This is a genomic window from Salegentibacter sp. Hel_I_6 (genome assembly GCF_000745315.1).
Taxonomy (GTDB): Bacteria; Bacteroidota; Bacteroidia; order Flavobacteriales; family Flavobacteriaceae; genus Salegentibacter.
Map to the genome: position 1 here is coordinate 1332159 of NZ_JQNQ01000001.1, position 18708 is coordinate 1350866.

General features: G+C 37.5%; 15 protein-coding genes. 8 read left to right on the forward strand and 7 right to left on the reverse strand.

What is annotated here, in order from left to right:
• Positions 1 to 19: 19 nt before the first annotated feature.
• From FG27_RS06010 to xrtF, 4 genes are all read right to left on the reverse strand, one after another.
• Entirely contained in the window at positions 20 to 3859 is a 3840-nt protein-coding gene (locus tag FG27_RS06010; protein ID WP_037316827.1) for an efflux RND transporter permease subunit, read from the reverse strand.
• A 190-nt stretch (positions 3860 to 4049) separates the two neighbouring features.
• Positions 4050 to 4442, reverse strand: coding sequence for a hypothetical protein (locus FG27_RS06015; protein ID WP_037316829.1), 393 nt, complete (start codon positions 4440 to 4442; stop codon positions 4050 to 4052).
• Between the two features lie 67 nt (positions 4443 to 4509).
• The gene (locus FG27_RS06020) at positions 4510 to 4953 is read right to left on the reverse strand and encodes an exosortase F system-associated protein (protein WP_037316832.1); all 444 of its coding nucleotides are present in this window, start codon (positions 4951 to 4953) and stop codon (positions 4510 to 4512) included.
• Positions 4953 to 5495: an exosortase family protein XrtF gene (gene xrtF / locus FG27_RS06025; protein WP_037316836.1), complete on the reverse strand. Its 543-nt coding sequence runs from the start codon at positions 5493 to 5495 to the stop codon at positions 4953 to 4955. The genes FG27_RS06020 and xrtF overlap by 1 nt, the downstream gene beginning before the upstream one ends.
• Before the next feature lie 87 nt (positions 5496 to 5582).
• Between xrtF and FG27_RS06030 the strand changes: the two genes are divergently transcribed.
• Positions 5583 to 6041: a GAF domain-containing protein gene (locus FG27_RS06030; RefSeq protein WP_037316839.1), complete on the forward strand. Its 459-nt coding sequence runs from the start codon at positions 5583 to 5585 to the stop codon at positions 6039 to 6041.
• 1 nt (position 6042) lies between these two features.
• Here FG27_RS06030 and FG27_RS06035 read toward each other — a convergent pair whose 3' ends face one another.
• Positions 6043 to 6561 carry a hypothetical protein gene (locus FG27_RS06035; RefSeq protein ID WP_037316842.1) on the reverse strand — a complete coding sequence of 173 codons (519 nt, stop codon included), beginning with the start codon at positions 6559 to 6561 and terminating at the stop codon, positions 6043 to 6045.
• 39 nt (positions 6562 to 6600) lie between these two features.
• Positions 6601 to 7854 carry an ABC transporter permease gene (locus tag FG27_RS06040; RefSeq protein ID WP_037316845.1) on the reverse strand — a complete coding sequence of 418 codons (1254 nt, stop codon included), beginning with the start codon at positions 7852 to 7854 and terminating at the stop codon, positions 6601 to 6603.
• A 240-nt stretch (positions 7855 to 8094) separates the two neighbouring features.
• Here FG27_RS06040 and purH point away from each other — a divergent pair, with 240 nt between their 5' ends.
• The 5 genes from purH to rodA all read left to right on the forward strand — a co-directional run bounded on the left by purH (position 8095) and on the right by rodA (position 15141).
• Complete coding sequence (gene purH, locus FG27_RS06045) at positions 8095 to 9627, forward strand: bifunctional phosphoribosylaminoimidazolecarboxamide formyltransferase/IMP cyclohydrolase (RefSeq protein WP_037316848.1); 1533 nt, start codon at positions 8095 to 8097, stop codon at positions 9625 to 9627.
• A gap of 38 nt (positions 9628 to 9665) precedes the next feature.
• Positions 9666 to 10694: a rod shape-determining protein gene (locus tag FG27_RS06050; protein WP_037316851.1), complete on the forward strand. Its 1029-nt coding sequence runs from the start codon at positions 9666 to 9668 to the stop codon at positions 10692 to 10694.
• Between the two features lie 13 nt (positions 10695 to 10707).
• Positions 10708 to 11532, forward strand: coding sequence for a rod shape-determining protein MreC (mreC, locus tag FG27_RS06055; RefSeq protein ID WP_037316854.1), 825 nt, complete (start codon positions 10708 to 10710; stop codon positions 11530 to 11532).
• A gap of 492 nt (positions 11533 to 12024) precedes the next feature.
• Positions 12025 to 13893: a penicillin-binding protein 2 gene (gene mrdA / locus FG27_RS06065; RefSeq protein WP_037316859.1), complete on the forward strand. Its 1869-nt coding sequence runs from the start codon at positions 12025 to 12027 to the stop codon at positions 13891 to 13893.
• Positions 13894 to 15141: a rod shape-determining protein RodA gene (rodA, locus tag FG27_RS06070; protein WP_037316862.1), complete on the forward strand. Its 1248-nt coding sequence runs from the start codon at positions 13894 to 13896 to the stop codon at positions 15139 to 15141.
• 204 nt (positions 15142 to 15345) lie between these two features.
• Here the strand turns inward: rodA and FG27_RS06075 are convergent, their stop codons facing one another.
• On the reverse strand, positions 15346 to 17487 hold the full coding sequence (locus FG27_RS06075; protein ID WP_037321978.1) for a carboxy terminal-processing peptidase: 2142 nt from the start codon (positions 17485 to 17487) through the stop codon (positions 15346 to 15348).
• Positions 17488 to 17633: 146 nt separating this feature from the next.
• Between FG27_RS06075 and surE the strand changes: the two genes are divergently transcribed.
• Entirely contained in the window at positions 17634 to 18416 is a 783-nt protein-coding gene (surE, locus tag FG27_RS06080; protein ID WP_037316865.1) for a 5'/3'-nucleotidase SurE, read from the forward strand.
• Positions 18409 to 18690, forward strand: a complete 282-nt coding sequence (locus FG27_RS06085; protein WP_037316868.1) for a hypothetical protein — start codon at positions 18409 to 18411, stop codon at positions 18688 to 18690. The genes surE and FG27_RS06085 overlap by 8 nt, the downstream gene beginning before the upstream one ends.
• Positions 18691 to 18708 lie beyond the last annotated feature (18 nt).

Below are 18708 nucleotides of genomic sequence, written 5' to 3' on the forward strand. Positions count from 1 at the left end.
AAATCAAACCTTAGGGTTATCAATTTCTAAACCCTCCCCTCTTTGGGGAGTTGGAGGGGGCTTCTTTTCTCTCCCTCCAAATGGCCTGCAATACCGGCACTACAAAAATCGTCATGATCTGGATAAGCATTCCTCCTACGATTGGAATGGCCATGGGCACCATAATATCGGAACCTTTTCCTGTGGATGTCAATACTGGGAAAAGTGCGATTATGGTTACCGCGGTGGTCATCATCGCCGGGCGAACTCGTTTTAAACCGGCTTCCATAACTGCTTCCCGAACCTCGTTTACTGTTTTCGGATTTTTACGTTCAAAAACCTGGTGAATGTATGTTCCCATTAAAACTCCATCATCGGTAGCAATTCCGAATAAAGCAATAAATCCAACCCAAACAGCCACACTCAAATTGATCTCGTGCATTTGAAAAAGGTTACGCATATTGGTTCCGAAGAGATCAAAATCCATAAACCAACCCTGTCCATAAAGCCATATCATTATAAATCCGCCAGCAAAAGCCACAAATACTCCTGAAAAGTGGATCGTAGAAGCGATAATGGTTTTAAACTGAAAATACAGCAACAGGAAAATAATCACCAGACAAATAGGAATAAGAATGGCAAGCCGCTCTACCGCCCGCACCTGGTTTTCGTAATTTCCGGAGAATTTATAACTCACTCCCTGCGGCACCTTTAATGTTCCTGCATCAATTTTATCCTGGATATGTCGTTGGGCATCGTTCACTACGTTTACCTCAGCAAAACCATCGCGTTTATCAAAAAGCACATAGCCGGTTAAAAAGGTATCCTCACTTTTTATCATTTGCGGGCCGCGTTCATAGTTGAGTTCAGCGAGTTCCCCTAACGGAATTTGCGCACCCCTGGAAGTTGGCACTAAAATTTGCTTTATACTTTCGGGATCGTCACGTAATTCCCGCGGATATCTTACCCTAACCGGAAATCGCTCGCGACCTTCTACCGTAGAAGTAATTTCCATCCCGCCAATCGCAGTTTCTATGGTTTGCTGTACATCTTCAATACTTAAACCGTAACGTGCAATCGCGATTCGGTCTATATCTATTTCCAGGTAAGGTTTCCCCACTACCCTATCGGCAAAAACCGCTTCCGATTTTACTGATGGCACTTCTTTTAAAAGTTCTTCCAGTTGCATTCCAAAATCCTGAATGGTTTGCAGGTCTGGACCATAAGCTTTAATTCCCATTGGCGCCCGCATTCCGGTTTGTAACATGACCAGTCGGGTTTCTATGGGCTGCAATTTCGGTGCAGAAGTTACCCCGGGAAGTTTTGTGCGCTTCGTAATCTCATCCCAAATATCATCGGGGCTGTTAATATGTTCCCTCCAGTTTCGGTAAAATTTTCCATCTTCATCTTCAATTAATTGTCCTGCGGAAATGTTTTGCCGAATAGCTTCGGAATTCGTCAAAGTATCGTCAGATTTCAGAATAAATCGGTTTTTATCATCAACTTTAAAACGCTGCATCGAGCCGTCTTCCGCATGAATATACTCCGGTTTATAATTGATGATATTTTCAAACATAGAAATTGGCGCCGGATCCAAAGCACTTTCTACCCTTCCCAGTTTCCCTACGGAAATTTCTACTTCAGGAATGTTGGTTACCGCAAGGTCCAATTGTTTTAGGGTTTTAGTGGTTTCTTCCATTCCGGCGTGAGGCATTGCAGTTGGCATTAGCAAGAAGCTACCTTCATTTAAAGAAGGCATAAATTCTTTACCTACACCGGGAAAACTGTGTGCCATTCCGCTCCAAACCTGCGTTGTTCTTACATTCAAGCCTACTTTATCAAATCCGTTAGCTACAAATCCGAATAATTTTGGAAAACCGAACCAGATCATCACCCCAAAAAATATAGTGATAATGGGCAGCGCAAGGAACTTTCCTTTATTGGTTAAACACCAATTTAGGATTGGTTCGTAGAATTTCACCACCATCATTAAAATTACCAGTGTAATACTGAGCAACAGGATTACAAAGAAATAATTAGCAAAAACCGATTTCTGAAAACCGAGTGGCATCCATTCTTCAGCAAGAAAGAAAATAGTTACCGCCAGAATCAATACGGGAATAACCAGTTTGGAATATTTACCCAGAAATTGAGGGTTTCTATCTTCAGCAATTTTCATCAAGCCAATTAGTGTAAGCGCTAAAGGCAACCAGAAACTAAGAATTATTGCCAGTAGAATTCCGGAAACGATTAGGACAGTATTCCAGATTTGTTGCGTCTTATTTTTATTGATTTTGATATTAAAAAAGAAATAAGACAGCATTGGCAATACAAATACTCCAATTAAAAAAGCGGCGACCAGTGCAAAGGTTTTAGTAAATGCCAGGGGGCGAAATAGTTTTCCTTCGGCATTTTCCATAAAAAACACCGGGATAAAACTTACAATAGTAGTCGCTAAAGCCGTGGTTACGGCGGGGGCTACTTCAGCAGTTGCTTTATAAATTATTCCGGCAAGTTTATTTCCGCGGGCATTTTCGTTTTCGGGCATTTCGAGCCAGCGAATGGTGTTTTCAACAAAAACAATCCCAACATCTACCATTACGCCAATAGCGATTGCAATACCTGAAAGCGCCACCACATTAGCATCCACTCCAAAATAGCGCATCGCAATAAAAGTCATAAGCACTGCCACCGGCAGCAAACTGGAAATCAAAATCGAAGCCCGAAGGTTTAAAACCAAAACAATTATCACAATAATACTAATTAGTACTTCGTGAGAAAGCGCTCTCTCCAGCGTATTTATAGTTTCATTTATCAGTTGTGTTCTATCGTAGAACGGCACAATGGTTAACTGACTTTCGGTACCATCGGCAAGGGTTTTAGAAGGTAAACCAGTCGAAATTTCCTGAATCTTATCTTTGGTATTTTGAATAACCTCCAAAGGATTTGAGCCATAACGTGCCACGACAACACCACCAACGACTTCAGCGCCACCTTTATCTAAAACGCCCCGGCGTTCTGCGGGACCTAAACTTACCTGCCCAAGATCCTTAATCAGGATTGGAGTATTATCGGTTTCGGCGACCACGGTATTTTCAATATCTTCAGTAGATTTTATATACCCGAGTCCGCGCACCAGGTATTCCACCTTATTAACCTCTAAAGTTTTCGCGCCGGCATCGCGATTGGAATTCTTTACCGCCATCATGATCTGGTTGATGCCAATTCCGTATGCTTTAAGCGCATCGGGATTAACATCAATTTGGTATTCCTGCACAAAACCGCCAATGGAAGCAACTTCAGAAACTCCTTGAGTTCCACTTAAGCCTAGCTTCACATAATAATCCTGAACTTTTCTCAATTGGTGAAGATCCCAGCCTCCGGTTACATTTCCATCTTTATCGCGACCTTCCAGGGTGTACCAAAAAACCTGACCTAAACCAGTAGCATCAGGCCCCAGGGTAGGTTGAGCATCTTCGGGCAATAAGCCAGCAGGGAGAGAATTCAATTTCTCTAAAACACGGCTTCTCGACCAGTAAAATTCTATATCTTCTTCAAAAATGATATAGATACTTGAAAATCCGAACATAGAAGAACTACGAATAGATTTCACGCCCGGAATTCCCAAAAGAGAACTGGTTAGCGGATAAGTGATTTGGTCTTCAATATCTTGCGGGGAACGCCCCGGCCAATCGGTAAAAACAATTTGCTGGTTTTCACCAATATCGGGAATAGCATCAACCGGCACAGGATCATTTGGAAGAAAACCCGTATCCCAATTAAAAGGAGCGGTCACCAATCCCCAGCCAATTAAAAAAACAAGCAGCAGAATGGAAACCAGTCGGTTATACAGAAAATATTTAATGATCTTATTGAACATGGATGTTGATATACATTTATAAAACAACTAAGCGCTGTAATGAGGAAGTAGCCTCAAAAATGAAACTATAAACGTCATAGCGATGCCCATTTTATCAGGAGCAATAATTTGCTGACATTAACAGCTTGCTTTGTACCTCGCAATGACGATTTATCATTTTGAGACAGTGAGACGTTTACAAAAATGTATATCAAATAAGGAAAACCTGGTCTGTGAGCTGTATGTCTTTGACCAGAAGTGGTGGGGAATAATCTTTAAACGGAAAACTTTCTTTTGAAAGATCTTTAAAAATATAAATATAGGAATAAGTAAAACCGGCAAGAAAAACCTGTTGGTTAAGATCCAGGGAATCAAACTGATGTTTTAATTCATCCTGGCCTTCTACCGCTACTTTTTCATTGGTACAGCAGGAATCTTCAGTTGAAGTTTCCATTTGCATTCCGCAGGTTTTGGCTTCAGAAAAAATGGCTTTATCTACTAAAAAACTTCCGCAGAAATGTTTATCAACCGTAAAAGAAAAGGTTGAAAACAGCACCAAAAATGCCATTGCTACAGAAATGCTATGTTGAAAAGCTTTTTTCATCTAGCTACAAAAGTAGTTAAAATTTTGAAATAAAGTCTTTTCGGTTTTTTGGGATTAAGTTTCAAGATTATAGGTTTTCCCGTTTTTTTAATCGATAATAATAGAAAGCGGGTAGCAAAATGAGTATAAATAATGGATGTATTAAAAATCGGCGTACATAAAATAAGCCCATTACATTTTCTGAATTCAAATTATAATAAAGCACGGTGAATGTTGCCAGACCAATTCCAAAAAGTAAAGCAAAAAGCAGCGCAGCAAATTTCACGATATTTTTATCGCGAAAACTTACATAAAGAATTACCAGGGAAATTATAGTATTAAGCCAGTAGCGTAAACTAACATTCAGCAATAATTTTGGAAAGATAATTTGGGGAACATCCATCGCCAAATACCCACCGTAGCGATAAAAATCAATTAAAGGGTCGTAAAACAACTGATGTTCAAAAAGCCTGACTAAAACCAGTAAAGTCACTAAAACCGCAATTCCCAAAAGTCTTAATAGTTGCTTCATTACTTTTCTTTATGACTATAAATACGCACCCAGATTACCCAGAGTAAGAATACGGTACCGTAAATAATTAAAGGAAAAATGATACTGTGTAAAAATTCTGTATGCTGTGGATATTCGTAAATCCCAACGGCAAGAATGGCGATCCTCATAATATTCATTGCGTAAATAATTACAGAACCTGCAAATAAATACAATATGGTCAATTTTAATTTTCCGAAGAAGGAAAGCACAAAAGAAGTAAATAGAATTATAATACTAATCGCATTACAACCCTCTACGATTCTCGCTAAATAAGCCTCATTTACAATCAATTTCATAGAAAGCTCTGACTGGTGTGGCAAAATTTGCGCATTGTAACCAAAGCTACTTATTAAAGCTTCACTTTGTTTTGCTACGAGATGGGTGAAATAATCGGGGTAATAAACCGGAGATCTAAAAAACTCCAGGTAAAGATTATAAATTAGCGTAAAAACCAGGTAACTCCCTAAAAACATAAAGATGAAACGGAGTACCGATTTATATTTTACGAATAATTTTATCAATTTTAGCGTGGGTTTTTAACAAATTTATATAAATATGAGCCTGCCCTTACTATAATTTTTGAATACTTTTGCACGAAAATATCAACTATGCCTTTTCAGAAATTAAAACCAGAAATCACATCAATTCTTGAAAATGAAAATCTTTCTGTTGACCACAGGTTATCGCAGGTTTGTGAAGTTTTGAAAGAAAATATCCCATATTATAATTGGGTAGGTTTTTATTTCAAAAATGGTGATAAAGAAGAGTTGAAATTACGTTCTTTTGCTGGCGAACCTACAGATCATACTATTATTCCTTTTGGAAAAGGGATTTGCGGACAGGTAGCAGTTTCTAATCAAAACTTTGTGGTACCCGATGTAAAAGCGCAAACCAATTATATAGCCTGTAGTATTAATGTTAAAGCCGAAATTGTGGTGCCGCTTTTCTTAAACGGTGAAAATATTGGTCAGATAGATATTGATTCTCATACTCCAGATCCATTTTCTAAAGAAGATGAAGAGTTTTTAGAATGGATAAACGAAAAGGTAGCTAAAGTTTTGAATTAAATTAATTATTTGCTTCTATAATAACGGCTATTTCTTTGTAGACACGCTCATCTTCGATGGTAATCCTAACTGAAGAATACCTTTCTGGTTTTCCTTTAAAATCCAGAGGTTTTATGGTTTTCAAAACTTCTATTTTTGAAACTTCTCTTAAAACTTCGAATATTCTTAAAACTTTATCTCTTTTAGGATTAGCATCCAGAAGCAGCCGTTCTTCTGCAAAAGCAAAAATGTATAAAGGTCTTGAAGGAGATTCTTTTTGAAAATTAGAGCCAATAAGTTCTTGCTTTTCCTGTTCAGTTTCAAAATCACCATTTCTGTAATTGTAATAAACAGCCGTATCTTGCAACATTCTACGTCGAATTTTAACTAATTGCTCATCTAGGCTCCTGGTGTTTTTAAGATCTTCCAACCACTCCTGGTTTTCTACCTTACTTAATACAAAATCTTCCTGCGCGCTAAAATTTTGAAAAGTGAGAAGTACAATAATAATTAACACTTTTGGAATAAATATCTTCTTCATAAGCCACCTTTAAATCAGGATACTTTTAATCCTTCATTCTTACATTCCTGTCCTAATCGCTTCCACCGGATCTAATTTTGAAGCCGAAATTGCAGGAATAATCCCAGAAATCAAACCAATTATTGCTGATACCGTTAAGCCTATGAACATATTCCATGAGGAAAGTACAAATTGAAAATCGCCGGTAAATTGTGAAGCCGCGAGCGAAACCAGCCATACAAGCCCGAGTCCAACTAATCCTCCAATGACAGCCAGAATAACAGCTTCAAACAAAAATTGAAATAGTATAAACTTATTTTTTGCTCCAAGAGACTTCTGGATTCCAATTAAATTGGTTCGCTCTTTTACACTTACGAACATAATATTTGCAATCCCGAAGCCACCAACCAGTAGTGAAAAACCGCTGATTATCAATCCTATGAAATTTAGTTGTCCGGTAATATTATCTATAAAATCGGCAAAACCCTGTAACTGATTTACAAAGAAATTATTGATATCTCCGGGTTTAATTCCGCGGTAATTTCTAAGTTGTTGCTCTAAAACTGCTATATATTCGGCATTATCAACATCATCTTCAGGCTTTAAAATCAACTGCGGAAAAACGCCCTTATTGTTATCGCCATAAACTCTTCTCACAATATTTGCAGGTACGAATACCTGGCCATCTCTAGAGCCACCAAATAAGCTTGCCCCTTGTTTTTTAAGCACGCCAATCACAGTAAGTTTCCTACCGTAAAGTCGTACTTCTTTTCCAAGAGGGTTAAGGCCTTCGAAAAGATTATTTGCAATTTCGTGTCCAAGAACAATTACCGGCGAACCGCTAACCGATTCCGATTCATTAAAGAAACGTCCATCTTCCAATTCCAGTGCTTCAATATCATAATATTCGTGGGTAATTGCGCCAACTCCAACACCGGTGCTGGTAACATCCTGGTGTTTTATAGATTCATCGGGAACTCCAATGGTAAAACTTATAGATTCTGTATTTGGAAGATTCCTTTTTAAGTATTGATATTCATCATAAGAGACATCTGGAAACTGCTGCCGTTTCCATTGCGGAATCTCGGTAGGCCCAAAAGAAAAACGCATTACAATAATTGTGCTGTTATCCAAAGCGCTTAAACTTCCTTTTACTTCGCGTTCTAAAGAATCTACTGCGGCAAGTACGCCAATAATAGAAAAGATCCCAATAGTAACGCCCAACAAGGAAAGAAAAGTTCTTAGTTTGTTGTTTTTTAATGCGTTGATCGCAAAATTAAAACTCTCTTTAAGTACGCGTAGATATATTAGCATAATTAATAAAGCTCGGGAAAACCCACGAGACATTGGGTTGAATAATTAAATCATTTTAGTGCCTAAGGCGGTACATTTCAAATCCTAATTAGTGCGTAAATAAATTCGGGATTTTTATGTGCTTAGAGGTATGACGCCCGGCTTTAAAATTCGTTACAAAATTTCTGGATAAATAAAAGAAATGCCTTTTATGTTTTTGGCTTAAATACTTACTTTTGCCACTTTAACAAACACAACACAATGAGCGACTTAAAAAAAGCAACATCTGCCTTAATTTCTGTATTTAGCAAAGATGGCCTGGAACCCATCGTAAAAAAACTTAATGACCTGGGAATCACTATATATTCTACCGGGGGAACTGAAAAATTTATTACAGATCTTGGTATTGAAGTAGTACCTGTTGAAGATGTGACTTCATATCCTTCAATTTTAGGTGGAAGGGTGAAAACGCTGCATCCAAAAGTTTTTGGCGGAATTTTAAATCGCCAGGATCATGAAGGTGATGTAAAGGAACTTGCTGAATACGAAATTCCGCAGTTAGACATTGTGATTGTAGACCTTTACCCTTTTGAAAAGACCGTTGCATCGGGAGCTTCAGAAGAAGATATTATCGAAAAAATAGATATCGGCGGGATTTCGCTTATTCGCGCTGCTGCAAAGAATTTTAAAGACGTGCTTTGTGTTTCTTCGGTAGAAGATTATAAAGATTTTGAAAATTTATTGATCGAAAAAAATGGTGAAACCAGTCTTGCCGATCGAAAACTTTTTGCCGGAAAAGCTTTTAATATCTCTTCGCATTATGATACTGCAATTTTCAACTATTTTAATGCTGAAGAAGAGATTGAAGTTTACAAAGAAAGTATTCAAAACGGAAAAACGCTTCGTTATGGAGAAAATCCGCATCAGAAAGGCCAGTTTTTTGGTGATTTTAACGCAATGTTCGATAAACTTCACGGAAAAGAACTTTCTTACAACAACCTGTTAGATGTTGATGCAGCGGTAAACCTCATCAATGAATTTAAAGGCGAAGCGCCAACATTTGCGATTCTAAAACATAATAATGCCTGTGGTTTAGCTCAACGTGACACCGTTCACCAGGCTTATGCAGATGCTTTAGCCGGCGATCCTGTTTCAGCTTTTGGTGGTGTTTTAATTAGTAATGTTGAAATTGATAAAACTACTGCTGAAGAAATTCATAAATTATTCTGCGAAGTAGTGATTGCTCCTTCATTTTCTACTGAAGCCGAAGATATCCTGAAAGGGAAAAAGAACAGAATTTTATTAATTCAGAAAGAAATTGAACTTCCGCAGAAGCAGGTTAGAACCTGCTTAAATGGAGTTTTAGTTCAGGATAAAGATCATAAAACAGATGCAGCTGAAGATTTAAAGCAAGCTACAAACAATAATCCAACCGATGAGGAGTTATCTGACCTGTTGTTTGCTTCCAAAATTTGTAAACACACAAAATCTAACACCATCGTTTTAGCAAAGAACAAACAATTGTGTGCCAGTGGAACCGGGCAAACTTCTCGTGTAGATGCGCTAACGCACAGTATAGCGAAGGCTAAATCTTTTGATTTTGATTTAAAAGGTGCGGTTATGGCGAGTGATGCATTTTTCCCTTTCCCAGATTGCGTGGAGATAGCCGGAAACGCGGGAATTTCAGCAGTAATCCAGCCTGGAGGATCTATAAAAGATCAGCTTAGTATAGATTATTGCAACCAAAATAATATAGCGATGGTGATGACGGGAACACGCCATTTTAAACATTAATTTATTACATTTACCAAACCTCAATACCAAAACAAACCATGGGATTTTTTGACTTTCTCATTGAAGAAATAGCAATAGATTTAGGAACTGCGAACACACTAATTATCCACAACGATAAAGTAGTTGTAGACAGTCCTTCTATCGTTGCACGAGACCGTACTACGGGAAAAATTACCGCAGTAGGGAAAGAAGCTGCGATGATGCAGGGAAAAACCCATGAAAACATCAAAACCATTCGTCCGTTAAAAGATGGGGTAATTGCCGATTTTGATGCCAGTGAGAAAATGCTCACTATGTTCATTAAAGAAATTCCGGCACTTAAGAAAAAGATGTTCACCCCTGCGCTTAGAATGGTGATTTGTATTCCATCTGGAATTACAGAGGTTGAGATGCGTGCGGTTAAGGAGAGTGCAGAAAGAGTTAATGGGAAAGAGGTTTATCTTATTCACGAGCCTATGGCTGCTGCAATTGGTATTGGAGTAGACATTATGCAGCCAAAAGGAAATATGATTGTTGATATAGGTGGTGGTACTACCGAAATCGCGGTAATTGCACTTGGTGGAATTGTTTGTGATAAATCGGTTAAAATTGCCGGTGATGTTTTCACCAACGATATTGTATATTATATGCGTACCCAGCATAACCTTTATGTTGGAGAGCGCACTGCGGAAAAAATAAAAATTCAGATTGGTGCGGCGACTGAAGATTTAGAAGTTCCGCCAGAAGAAATGAGCGTACAGGGGCGTGACCTTTTAACCGGAAAACCAAAACAGGTAAATATTTCATATAGAGAAATTGCGAAAGCTTTAGACAAATCTATTTTAAGAATAGAAGATGCGGTAATGGAAACCTTATCCCAAACTCCGCCCGAGCTTGCAGCCGATATTTATAATACTGGTATTTATCTTGCCGGTGGTGGTTCTATGCTTAGAGGTTTAGATAAGCGGTTATCACAAAAGACCGATCTTCCGGTTTATATTGCTGAAGATCCTTTAAGAGCCGTAGTAAGAGGAACCGGAATATGCTTAAAGAACCTAAGTCGCTATAAGGGGATTTTGATAAAGTAGGAGGAGTAGTTTTATGCAGCAAATTTTCAATTTTCTTATCAGGAATAAGAACACGATCTTATTCTTATTTTTGCTTGCATTGTCTGTATTTTTCACGATTCAAACCCATTCTTTCCATAAAAGCAGCTTTATTAGTTCGGCCAACAGTCTAACCGGTGGGGTTTATTCCTGGGCTAACGATTTCGATAAGTACATGCATTTAGATGAGTACAACGAGCGCTTAATGGAAGAAAATAAACAGCTTCGCAACGTACTCACAAATTTAAACGATACAATTTCTGTAGAAAACTATACAGACACTTCCAGTTTTGATGGTATCTATTATTTTAGAACAGCAAGGGTAATCAATAACAATTACGCTAAACCGAATAATTTCCTCACACTAAATCAAGGAAAAGAAGCAGGAATAAAATCTGAATTTGGAGTGATTACCAGTAAAGGAGTTATTGGTATTGTAGACCGTGTTAATAACCGCTTTTCTCGTGTAATTTCAATTTTAAATTCAGAATCAAAGATTAATGCTCAACTGAATAAAAGCAATCATTTTGGAAGTTTAATCTGGAATGGTGAAGATCCTAATATTGTTCAGTTAGTAGATGTACCCAGGCAGGCCCCGGTAAAAAAAGGTGACACTATTGTAACCGGAGGTAGGTCTTTAATTTTCCCGGAAGGGATACTTATAGGTCGTATTGAAGATTTTAAACTGGATCAAAGTGAAAGCTATTACACCATTAATGTGAAGCTCTTTAATGATATGACCAATATTGGTTATGTATATGTTATTGAAAATCGTGATAAAGAAGAAATAAAGGAATTAGAAGGGGAAGATGAACAATAATATTCTAAAAAATATCATCAGATTTGCAGGGCTTGTATTTTTACAGGTTTTGATCCTGAATAATATCAACTTATTAGGCTACATAAATCCCTATCTTTATGTGCTATTCATTTTACTTTATCCCTTTAACAGCAATCATAGTCTATTTTTAGTTCTTGCTTTCTTACTGGGTTTTAGTATAGATCTTTTTGAAGATAGTGGGGGTATGCATGCCGCTGCATGTTTGGTTACCGCATTTATTAGGCCTAACCTACTAAGGTTCTCTTTTGGGATAAGCTATGATCACCAAAATTTAAGACTTTCTACCACGCCATTTGGTGCCCGGTTAAGCTATATTTTTATCAGTATAATAATTCATCATTTTATCTTATTTTTCTTGGAAATGTTCAGCTTTAGTCATATAATAATAGTCCTTAAAAAAACGTTTCTTTCAGGGATCTTCAGTGTTATTTTGATTATTCTAAGTCTGGCAGTTTTCAGCAAAAAATATAGATGAGAAAATTACTTTTATACATTATCATTCTTACCACCGGCATCATATTTCTTGCCCGGCTTTTCTATCTACAAATAATGGATGATTCTTTTGTGGTTAGATCTCAGGACAACGCAATTGAAGTGGTTTACGATTACCCGCAACGCGGTTATATTTCAGACCGAAATGGAAACCTGATGGTTTCTAACCAGCCGTCTTATGATGTGATGGCAATACCCAGAAATCTCAAACCTTTTGATACTACTGAATTTTGCGAAATCTTAAGTATCGAACCAGAAGAATTGGGCAAACGGCTTGATAAGGCTAAAATCTACTCCCCTATTCTTCCATCGGTTATTATCCCGCAACTCACCAAATCTGAATATGCATACTTGCAGGAGAAAATGCGTAAGTATGATGGGTTTTATATTCAAAAACGTTCCTTGAGGGATTATCAGGTAGATCATAGTGCAAATGTTCTGGGGTTTATTGCCCAGGTAAATCAGAAAAAAGTTAACGAAGATCCTTATTATATTTCTGGTGACCTTATTGGTAGAATCGGAGTCGAAAGTGTCTATGAAGAATTATTGCGCGGAGAAAAAGGTGTAAAATACATCCAAAAAGATCGTTTCAATAGGGACATCGGACCTTTTAAAGACGGAATTTATGATACATTACCTACCAAAGGAAAAGATATTAAAATCACGATTGATGCCGAGCTTCAGGCTTACGGGGAGAAATTGATGGAGAACAAACGAGGCGGTATTGTTGCCATAGAACCTGGAAGTGGAGAAATTTTGTCTCTGGTCACTGCTCCCACTTATGATCCTGCATTGTTAGTGGGCAGAAAAAGATCTCGTAATTATACCAGGCTTTATTATGATTCTATAGCCAATCCACTATATGATCGCGGTATTTTGGCCGAATATCCTCCAGGTTCTCCATTTAAGACTTTAACCGGGTTAATTGGTTTACAGGAAGGCGTTATAGACATCGATGACAGGTTTTCCTGTAATAACGGTTATAATTACGGGGCCAGGCGTCCATTAGGCTGTCATGCACACCCGAGCCCTCTAAATTTGATTCCCGGAATTGCTAATTCCTGTAATTCATATTTCGCCCAGGTTTATCGTAAAACCATAGAAAAATATCCAACACCGCAGGAAGGAATGGATACCTGGAACAAGCATCTAAAAAGTTTTGGTTTGGGACAGTTTATGGGAAATGATCTTAGTACAGGAAGAGCCGGAAAAATTCCGGATGCCGATTATTATAACCGAATCTATAATTACCCAACGTACAAGTGGTATTCTACTGCCACAATATCTAACGCTATTGGCCAGGGAGAGATTCTAATGACACCAATTCAATTAGCCAACATGACAGCTACCATCGCAAACCGCGGCTGGTATTATACCCCTCACATCTTAAAAGAAGTTGAAGGAGAGCCCATAAAAGAAGAAAGGTTCACCGTGAAAAATCATACTAGCGTTGATTCAAAACATTTTGAGCCTATTGTTGTGGGAATGCATGAAGTATATAAAAGTGGAACCGCACGAAGCTTACAAGTACCGGGAATTGAAATAGCCGGCAAAACAGGAACAGCAGAAAATTATACCAAAATAGACGGCAAAAGAACGCAACTTACAGATCACTCAATTTTTGTAGCCTTCGCTCCCGTAGATAACCCCAAAATAGCAATTGCCGTATTTGTAGAAAATGGATACTGGGGAAGTCGGTATGCGGGAAGAATTGCAAGTTTAATGGTAGAAAAATATATCAAAAAAGAAATAACAAGAAAAGATATGGAAGACTGGATCTTAAAAAACAGTCTCGAAGAAGAATATGCAAAACCCTTAAGTGGAGAACCTTTTATAATTAATCGCTAAATGGGTAAAAACGCAGTAGGATTTGATTGGATTACTATATTAATTTACCTCTTGTTAGTAGGTTTTGGCTGGGCTAATATTTATTCAGCATCTTTAATAGAAGGAACTTCGGGTTTCTTTGAGTTCAACCAAATTTATAGCAAGCAGGGACTTTGGATTATCCTGAGTATTTTTCTTATAATTATACTACTATCCATTGAAGCAAAATTCTATCAGCGCTTTTCCAGTGTCATTTATGCCATAAGTTTAATAAGTTTAGCGGGATTATTTATTTTCGGAAGCACCATTGCAGGGCAAACGGCCTGGTACCAGATAGGTCCAATTAGCATTCAACCTGCTGAATTTGCGAAAGCAGCAACAGCACTTGCAGTGGCAAAATATCTAAGTGGAATTCAAACCAATATCAAGGATTTCAAACACCAATTACGGGTTTTTTTTATTATTGGTTTACCCATGATACTTGTACTATTGCAACCTGATGCCGGAAGCGCAATGGTATATTTCTCTTTTGCATTTGCACTTTATCGCGAAGGCTTACATTTTGCGTATTTACTCCTTGGTTTTTTCGCAGCTTCCTTATTTGTAGCCACCCTTGCCTTTGGCCCATTATGGGTAATTGGTGGCGTACTTTTAATTTTAATTCTTACATATTTGAAGAATCTAAAAAGACGCCCTAACATCATTAAATATCTCTTTTTCGCGGCAGTTGCCGTTGGGTTTTCACTTTCGGTTAATTATGTATTTGAGAATGTATTTAAGCAACATCACCGGGATCGCTTTAATATCGTATTAGGCAAAGAAGTAGATTCTCGAGGTATTGGATACAATACCAACCAAAGTGAAATTGCTATTGGTAGTGGTGGTATATTTGGAAAAGGCTGGACTGAAGGCACCCAAACCAAAGGCCATTTTGTACCAGAACAACATACCGATTATATTTTTAGTACCGTAGGAGAAGAATGGGGCTTCCTGGGAAGTACTTTTATTTTAAGCCTTTTTATTTTACTAATGCTAAGACTACTTTATTTGGCAGAAAGGCAGCGTTCTACCTTTACCCGCGTATATGGTTACGGGGTTATTGGTATTATATTTATGCACTTTTTGGTTAATATAGGGATGGTTATTGGCATTTTCCCAACCGTTGGTATCCCACTCCCCTTTTTAAGTTATGGAGGCTCCGGGCTTTGGGCATTTACAATCCTGCTCTTTATTTTTATTAAGCTAGATGCCGATAGGATGTCTTACTAATTGCAGCGCTCAGTCAATATTAATAAGGCTGCCACAGCAAGAATAATTAAAGGATAGATATATTTTCTCTTTGGCATACTGCGAATTTAATTATTTTCCTGCAATTTTTAACTGTATATTTCTTTCAGCAATAATTATAGAGCACAAAAAAAGTGCTCCATTCCTGAAGCACTTTTCCTATCATTTTTATAAACTTCTATTCAATTAGTCCTTCACTTTTGCAAGCTTATCTTCCCTAACAGTATTCTTTCTCATATCAGAAAGTACGTGAATAGCTTCTTCCACATAAACATCTTTACTAAGATTAGTATGCCAACGATCTCTCTTTTCTTTTAAAATAGTATCGTTTTCAAACATCTCTTCTTCAAAAGGTAAAGAGGTAAACGTTAGATTGGTCTTATAGTTTTTAATTGAATCAAAACTCTTTGCTACTTCCTGATTTTTTTCTGCGGCTGCAGCATACTCCTCAATATTTAAAGAATGTACATTGTTATCACTTTGGTCTTTAATCCACCTAGCGTGTTTCTCTATAAGTTTTAATTGCTCATTAGAGTCCATTCTTGCTTTACTTTCAGATATGGTTTTGTCAAAATTTATATTGCCTTCCCAAACATCGTATTTTGCGGGATCAATTTTATCCCAGGGTAGAGGATTATCCTGATCCTTTTCCCCTATATCTACAAAGCTGTAACGATCTGGTACCACAACGTCACTTTTTACACCTTCTAATTGCGTAGAACCTCCATTTACACGGTAGAATTTCTGCGTAGTTAGTTTAAGAGCTCCTACATCGCCAAACTCATTACTGCTCCCTCTTAACCATCTATTTAAATCAATCACATTCTGAACTGTTCCCTTACCATAGGTTTGTTTACTACCAATGATAATAGCTCTTTTATAATCCTGCATTGCAGCTGCAAGAATTTCTGAAGCAGAAGCCGAAAGTTCATTTACCAAAATCACTAGCGGGCCATCCCAAAGCACAGAAGGATCTTCATCTGAAAGAACATCTTTTTTCTGCCCATTAGATTTCACCTGAACAATTGGTCCTTCTTCGATAAAAAGACCGGCAATATCCACTACAGTTTTTAAAGAACCTCCACCGTTATTTCTAAGATCCAGCACAAGCCCGTCCATATCTCTTTCCTTTAGACGAATAATATCTTTTTTAATATCTGAAGCCGCATTACGCTCGTCATAATCTTCCATATTAAAATAGAATTTAGGTAGATTTATTACCCCAAAATTCTTTCCTTCTTTTTCAACCATAGCGGTTTTAGCGTAGGTTTCTTCAATCTCCACAATGTCTCTAATCAAAGTAACTTCTTCGATATTACCCATCAATTTCTTACGGACAGTTAAAATAACTTTAGAATCTTTTGGTCCCTTTATTAAATCTACTGCATCTTCCAGGCGCATTCCAACAATACTAACAGGTTCCTCTTCATCTCCCTGCTGAACTTTTAAAATCTCATCACCTTCAGATAACTCGTCACTTCTCCAGGCAGGTCCACCAGAAATTACTTCAGTTATAGTAATATTGTCACTCTTTTTTTGAAGTCTGGCGCCAATTCCTTCTAATTTCCCAGACATAGCAATATCGAATCTATCTTTATCCTGTGGAGCAAAATAGAACGTGTGAGGATCAAATGCTTCTACAATAGAATTCAAATACACTGAAAAGTAGTCTTTACGATCAAGGTCATCAGTAAAATCATAATACTCATCTAACGAATTTAATGTTACCTCACGGGATTCTTTCTCCAGCTCTTCGTCTGATTTCATTTCATAATCTGCATCTTCTTCCTTCTTTCTAAGCTCATCTTCTTTTTTATCGTGAAATGTAATAAGCGTAGAAAATTTAAGCTGTTTTCTCCATCTTTCTTTCAGCTCTTTTTTTGATTTAACGTATTCGGCTTTAGAAAAATCGGTATTGATATCTTCATTTTCAGAAAAATCAAAAGGAGTTGTCAATATTTCCTTATAAATATCACGCGCTTCATCAGAGCGTTTTAAAAGTCTATTGTAGGTAAGATCAAAAAAATCAATTTCTTTATTTTTTATTTGATCATCTATTTGGTCTCTGTATTTACCGAATTCTTTGATATCACTCGCGTAGAAAAATCGCTTAGAACCATCTAAACCATCTAAATATTTATCATATACCCCTTCAGAAAATTCATCGTTTATCTCTTTGGCATCGTAATGTCCTTCATTTAAAACATAGGTAATAAGATCTATAAGAAGTTTATCTTTATTCGGGTCGTCGAAGTTTTTTGTGGTAAAACTACAAGAGGTGGCAGCCATTAAAAGCATTACCACCAAGATTTTTAAATTCCTTTTCATAAATAGCATAAATTTCATCATTAACAGCTCTCCAAAATACATTAAAAATTGTGCCAATAAAGCTAACAGGTAATAATAATTTGTTAAACTACTAAGATAAGGTTTCTAAGGGAAATTACTATTTTAGCTTGTGTAAAAAATAGGCTATGACGAAGAAAAAACCTTTAATATTAGTTACCAATGATGATGGGATTACCGCCCCGGGAATAAGAACTTTAATTGAAGTGATGAAAGAGCTCGGAGATGTTGTGGTAGTAGCACCAGATAGCCCACAAAGTGGCATGGGCCATGCCATAACTATAAGCGACACACTTTTTTGTGAGCAGGTAACTATTAAAGAGAATTATAAGCATAAAGAATACAGTTGCTCCGGCACCCCCGCAGATTGTGTGAAAATAGCAACCCAGGAAATACTACATCGCAAGCCAGATCTTTGCGTTAGCGGGATCAATCATGGCTCTAATTCATCCATTAACGTAATTTACTCGGGTACTATGAGCGCGGCTGTGGAAGCAGGTGTAGAAGGAATTCCCGCCATAGGATTTTCGTTACTGGATTATTCCCTTAATGCCGATTTTGAGCCTTCCCGAAAATATGTAAAAGCAATAACCCGGAATGTGATTAGAAACGGGCTTCCAAAAGGCGTTGTTTTAAATGTGAATATCCCTAAACTACCTGCTTCAGAAATTAAAGGAATGAAAATTTGCAGGCAGGCCAATGCACATTGGGAAGAAGAATTTGACAAGAGAACTAACCCGCAGGGAAGGGAATATTACTGGCTCACCGGTAAATTTGTAAATAAAGATAAGGGCGAAGATACTGATGAGTGGGCCCTGGAAAAGGGATATGTTTCTGTAGTTCCTGTGCAATTCGATCTAACTGCACATCACTTTCTAGACGATTTAAATAACTGGGAGCTTAATGATTAAGCAAAACATTTTTATAGGATTTTTAACCGGGATTTCAGCCAACATTGGTGGAGTATTCCTTTATATCCTACTTTTTTCTGAAATGGGAATTGATGAAACCCTGGAGCATGCAACGACTGAAGGTTATATTGGTAAAATAATTGCCCTGGGAGCCATATTAAACTTTCTGCCATTTTTCGTATTTATTAGAAAAAAACAGGACTATCACGCAAGAGGCGTGCTTCTCGCCACCATAATTGCTGCGATTGCGATTTTTATCTCTAAAATAGTCTAATATGAAACCAGCAGATTA

Bases quoted from the DNA above. Each gene is read 5' to 3' on its own strand.
- FG27_RS06015 (WP_037316829.1), bottom strand. From the start codon at position 4,442: ATGAAAAAAGCTTTTCAACATAGCATTTCTGTAGCAATGGCATTTTTG.
- FG27_RS06030 (WP_037316839.1), top strand. From the start codon at position 5,583: ATGCCTTTTCAGAAATTAAAACCAGAAATCACATCAATTCTTGAAAAT.
- rodA (WP_037316862.1), top strand. From the start codon at position 13,894: ATGGGTAAAAACGCAGTAGGATTTGATTGGATTACTATATTAATTTAC.
- FG27_RS06020 (WP_037316832.1), bottom strand. From the start codon at position 4,953: ATGAAGCAACTATTAAGACTTTTGGGAATTGCGGTTTTAGTGACTTTA.
- FG27_RS06040 (WP_037316845.1), bottom strand. From the start codon at position 7,854: ATGCTAATATATCTACGCGTACTTAAAGAGAGTTTTAATTTTGCGATC.
- surE (WP_037316865.1), top strand. From the start codon at position 17,634: ATGACGAAGAAAAAACCTTTAATATTAGTTACCAATGATGATGGGATT.
- FG27_RS06075 (WP_037321978.1), bottom strand. From the start codon at position 17,487: ATGAAAAGGAATTTAAAAATCTTGGTGGTAATGCTTTTAATGGCTGCC.
- mreC (WP_037316854.1), top strand. From the start codon at position 10,708: ATGCAGCAAATTTTCAATTTTCTTATCAGGAATAAGAACACGATCTTA.
- FG27_RS06085 (WP_037316868.1), top strand. From the start codon at position 18,409: ATGATTAAGCAAAACATTTTTATAGGATTTTTAACCGGGATTTCAGCC.
- purH (WP_037316848.1), top strand. From the start codon at position 8,095: ATGAGCGACTTAAAAAAAGCAACATCTGCCTTAATTTCTGTATTTAGC.
- FG27_RS06050 (WP_037316851.1), top strand. From the start codon at position 9,666: ATGGGATTTTTTGACTTTCTCATTGAAGAAATAGCAATAGATTTAGGA.
- mrdA (WP_037316859.1), top strand. From the start codon at position 12,025: ATGAGAAAATTACTTTTATACATTATCATTCTTACCACCGGCATCATA.
- FG27_RS06035 (WP_037316842.1), bottom strand. From the start codon at position 6,561: ATGAAGAAGATATTTATTCCAAAAGTGTTAATTATTATTGTACTTCTC.
- FG27_RS06010 (WP_037316827.1), bottom strand. From the start codon at position 3,859: ATGTTCAATAAGATCATTAAATATTTTCTGTATAACCGACTGGTTTCC.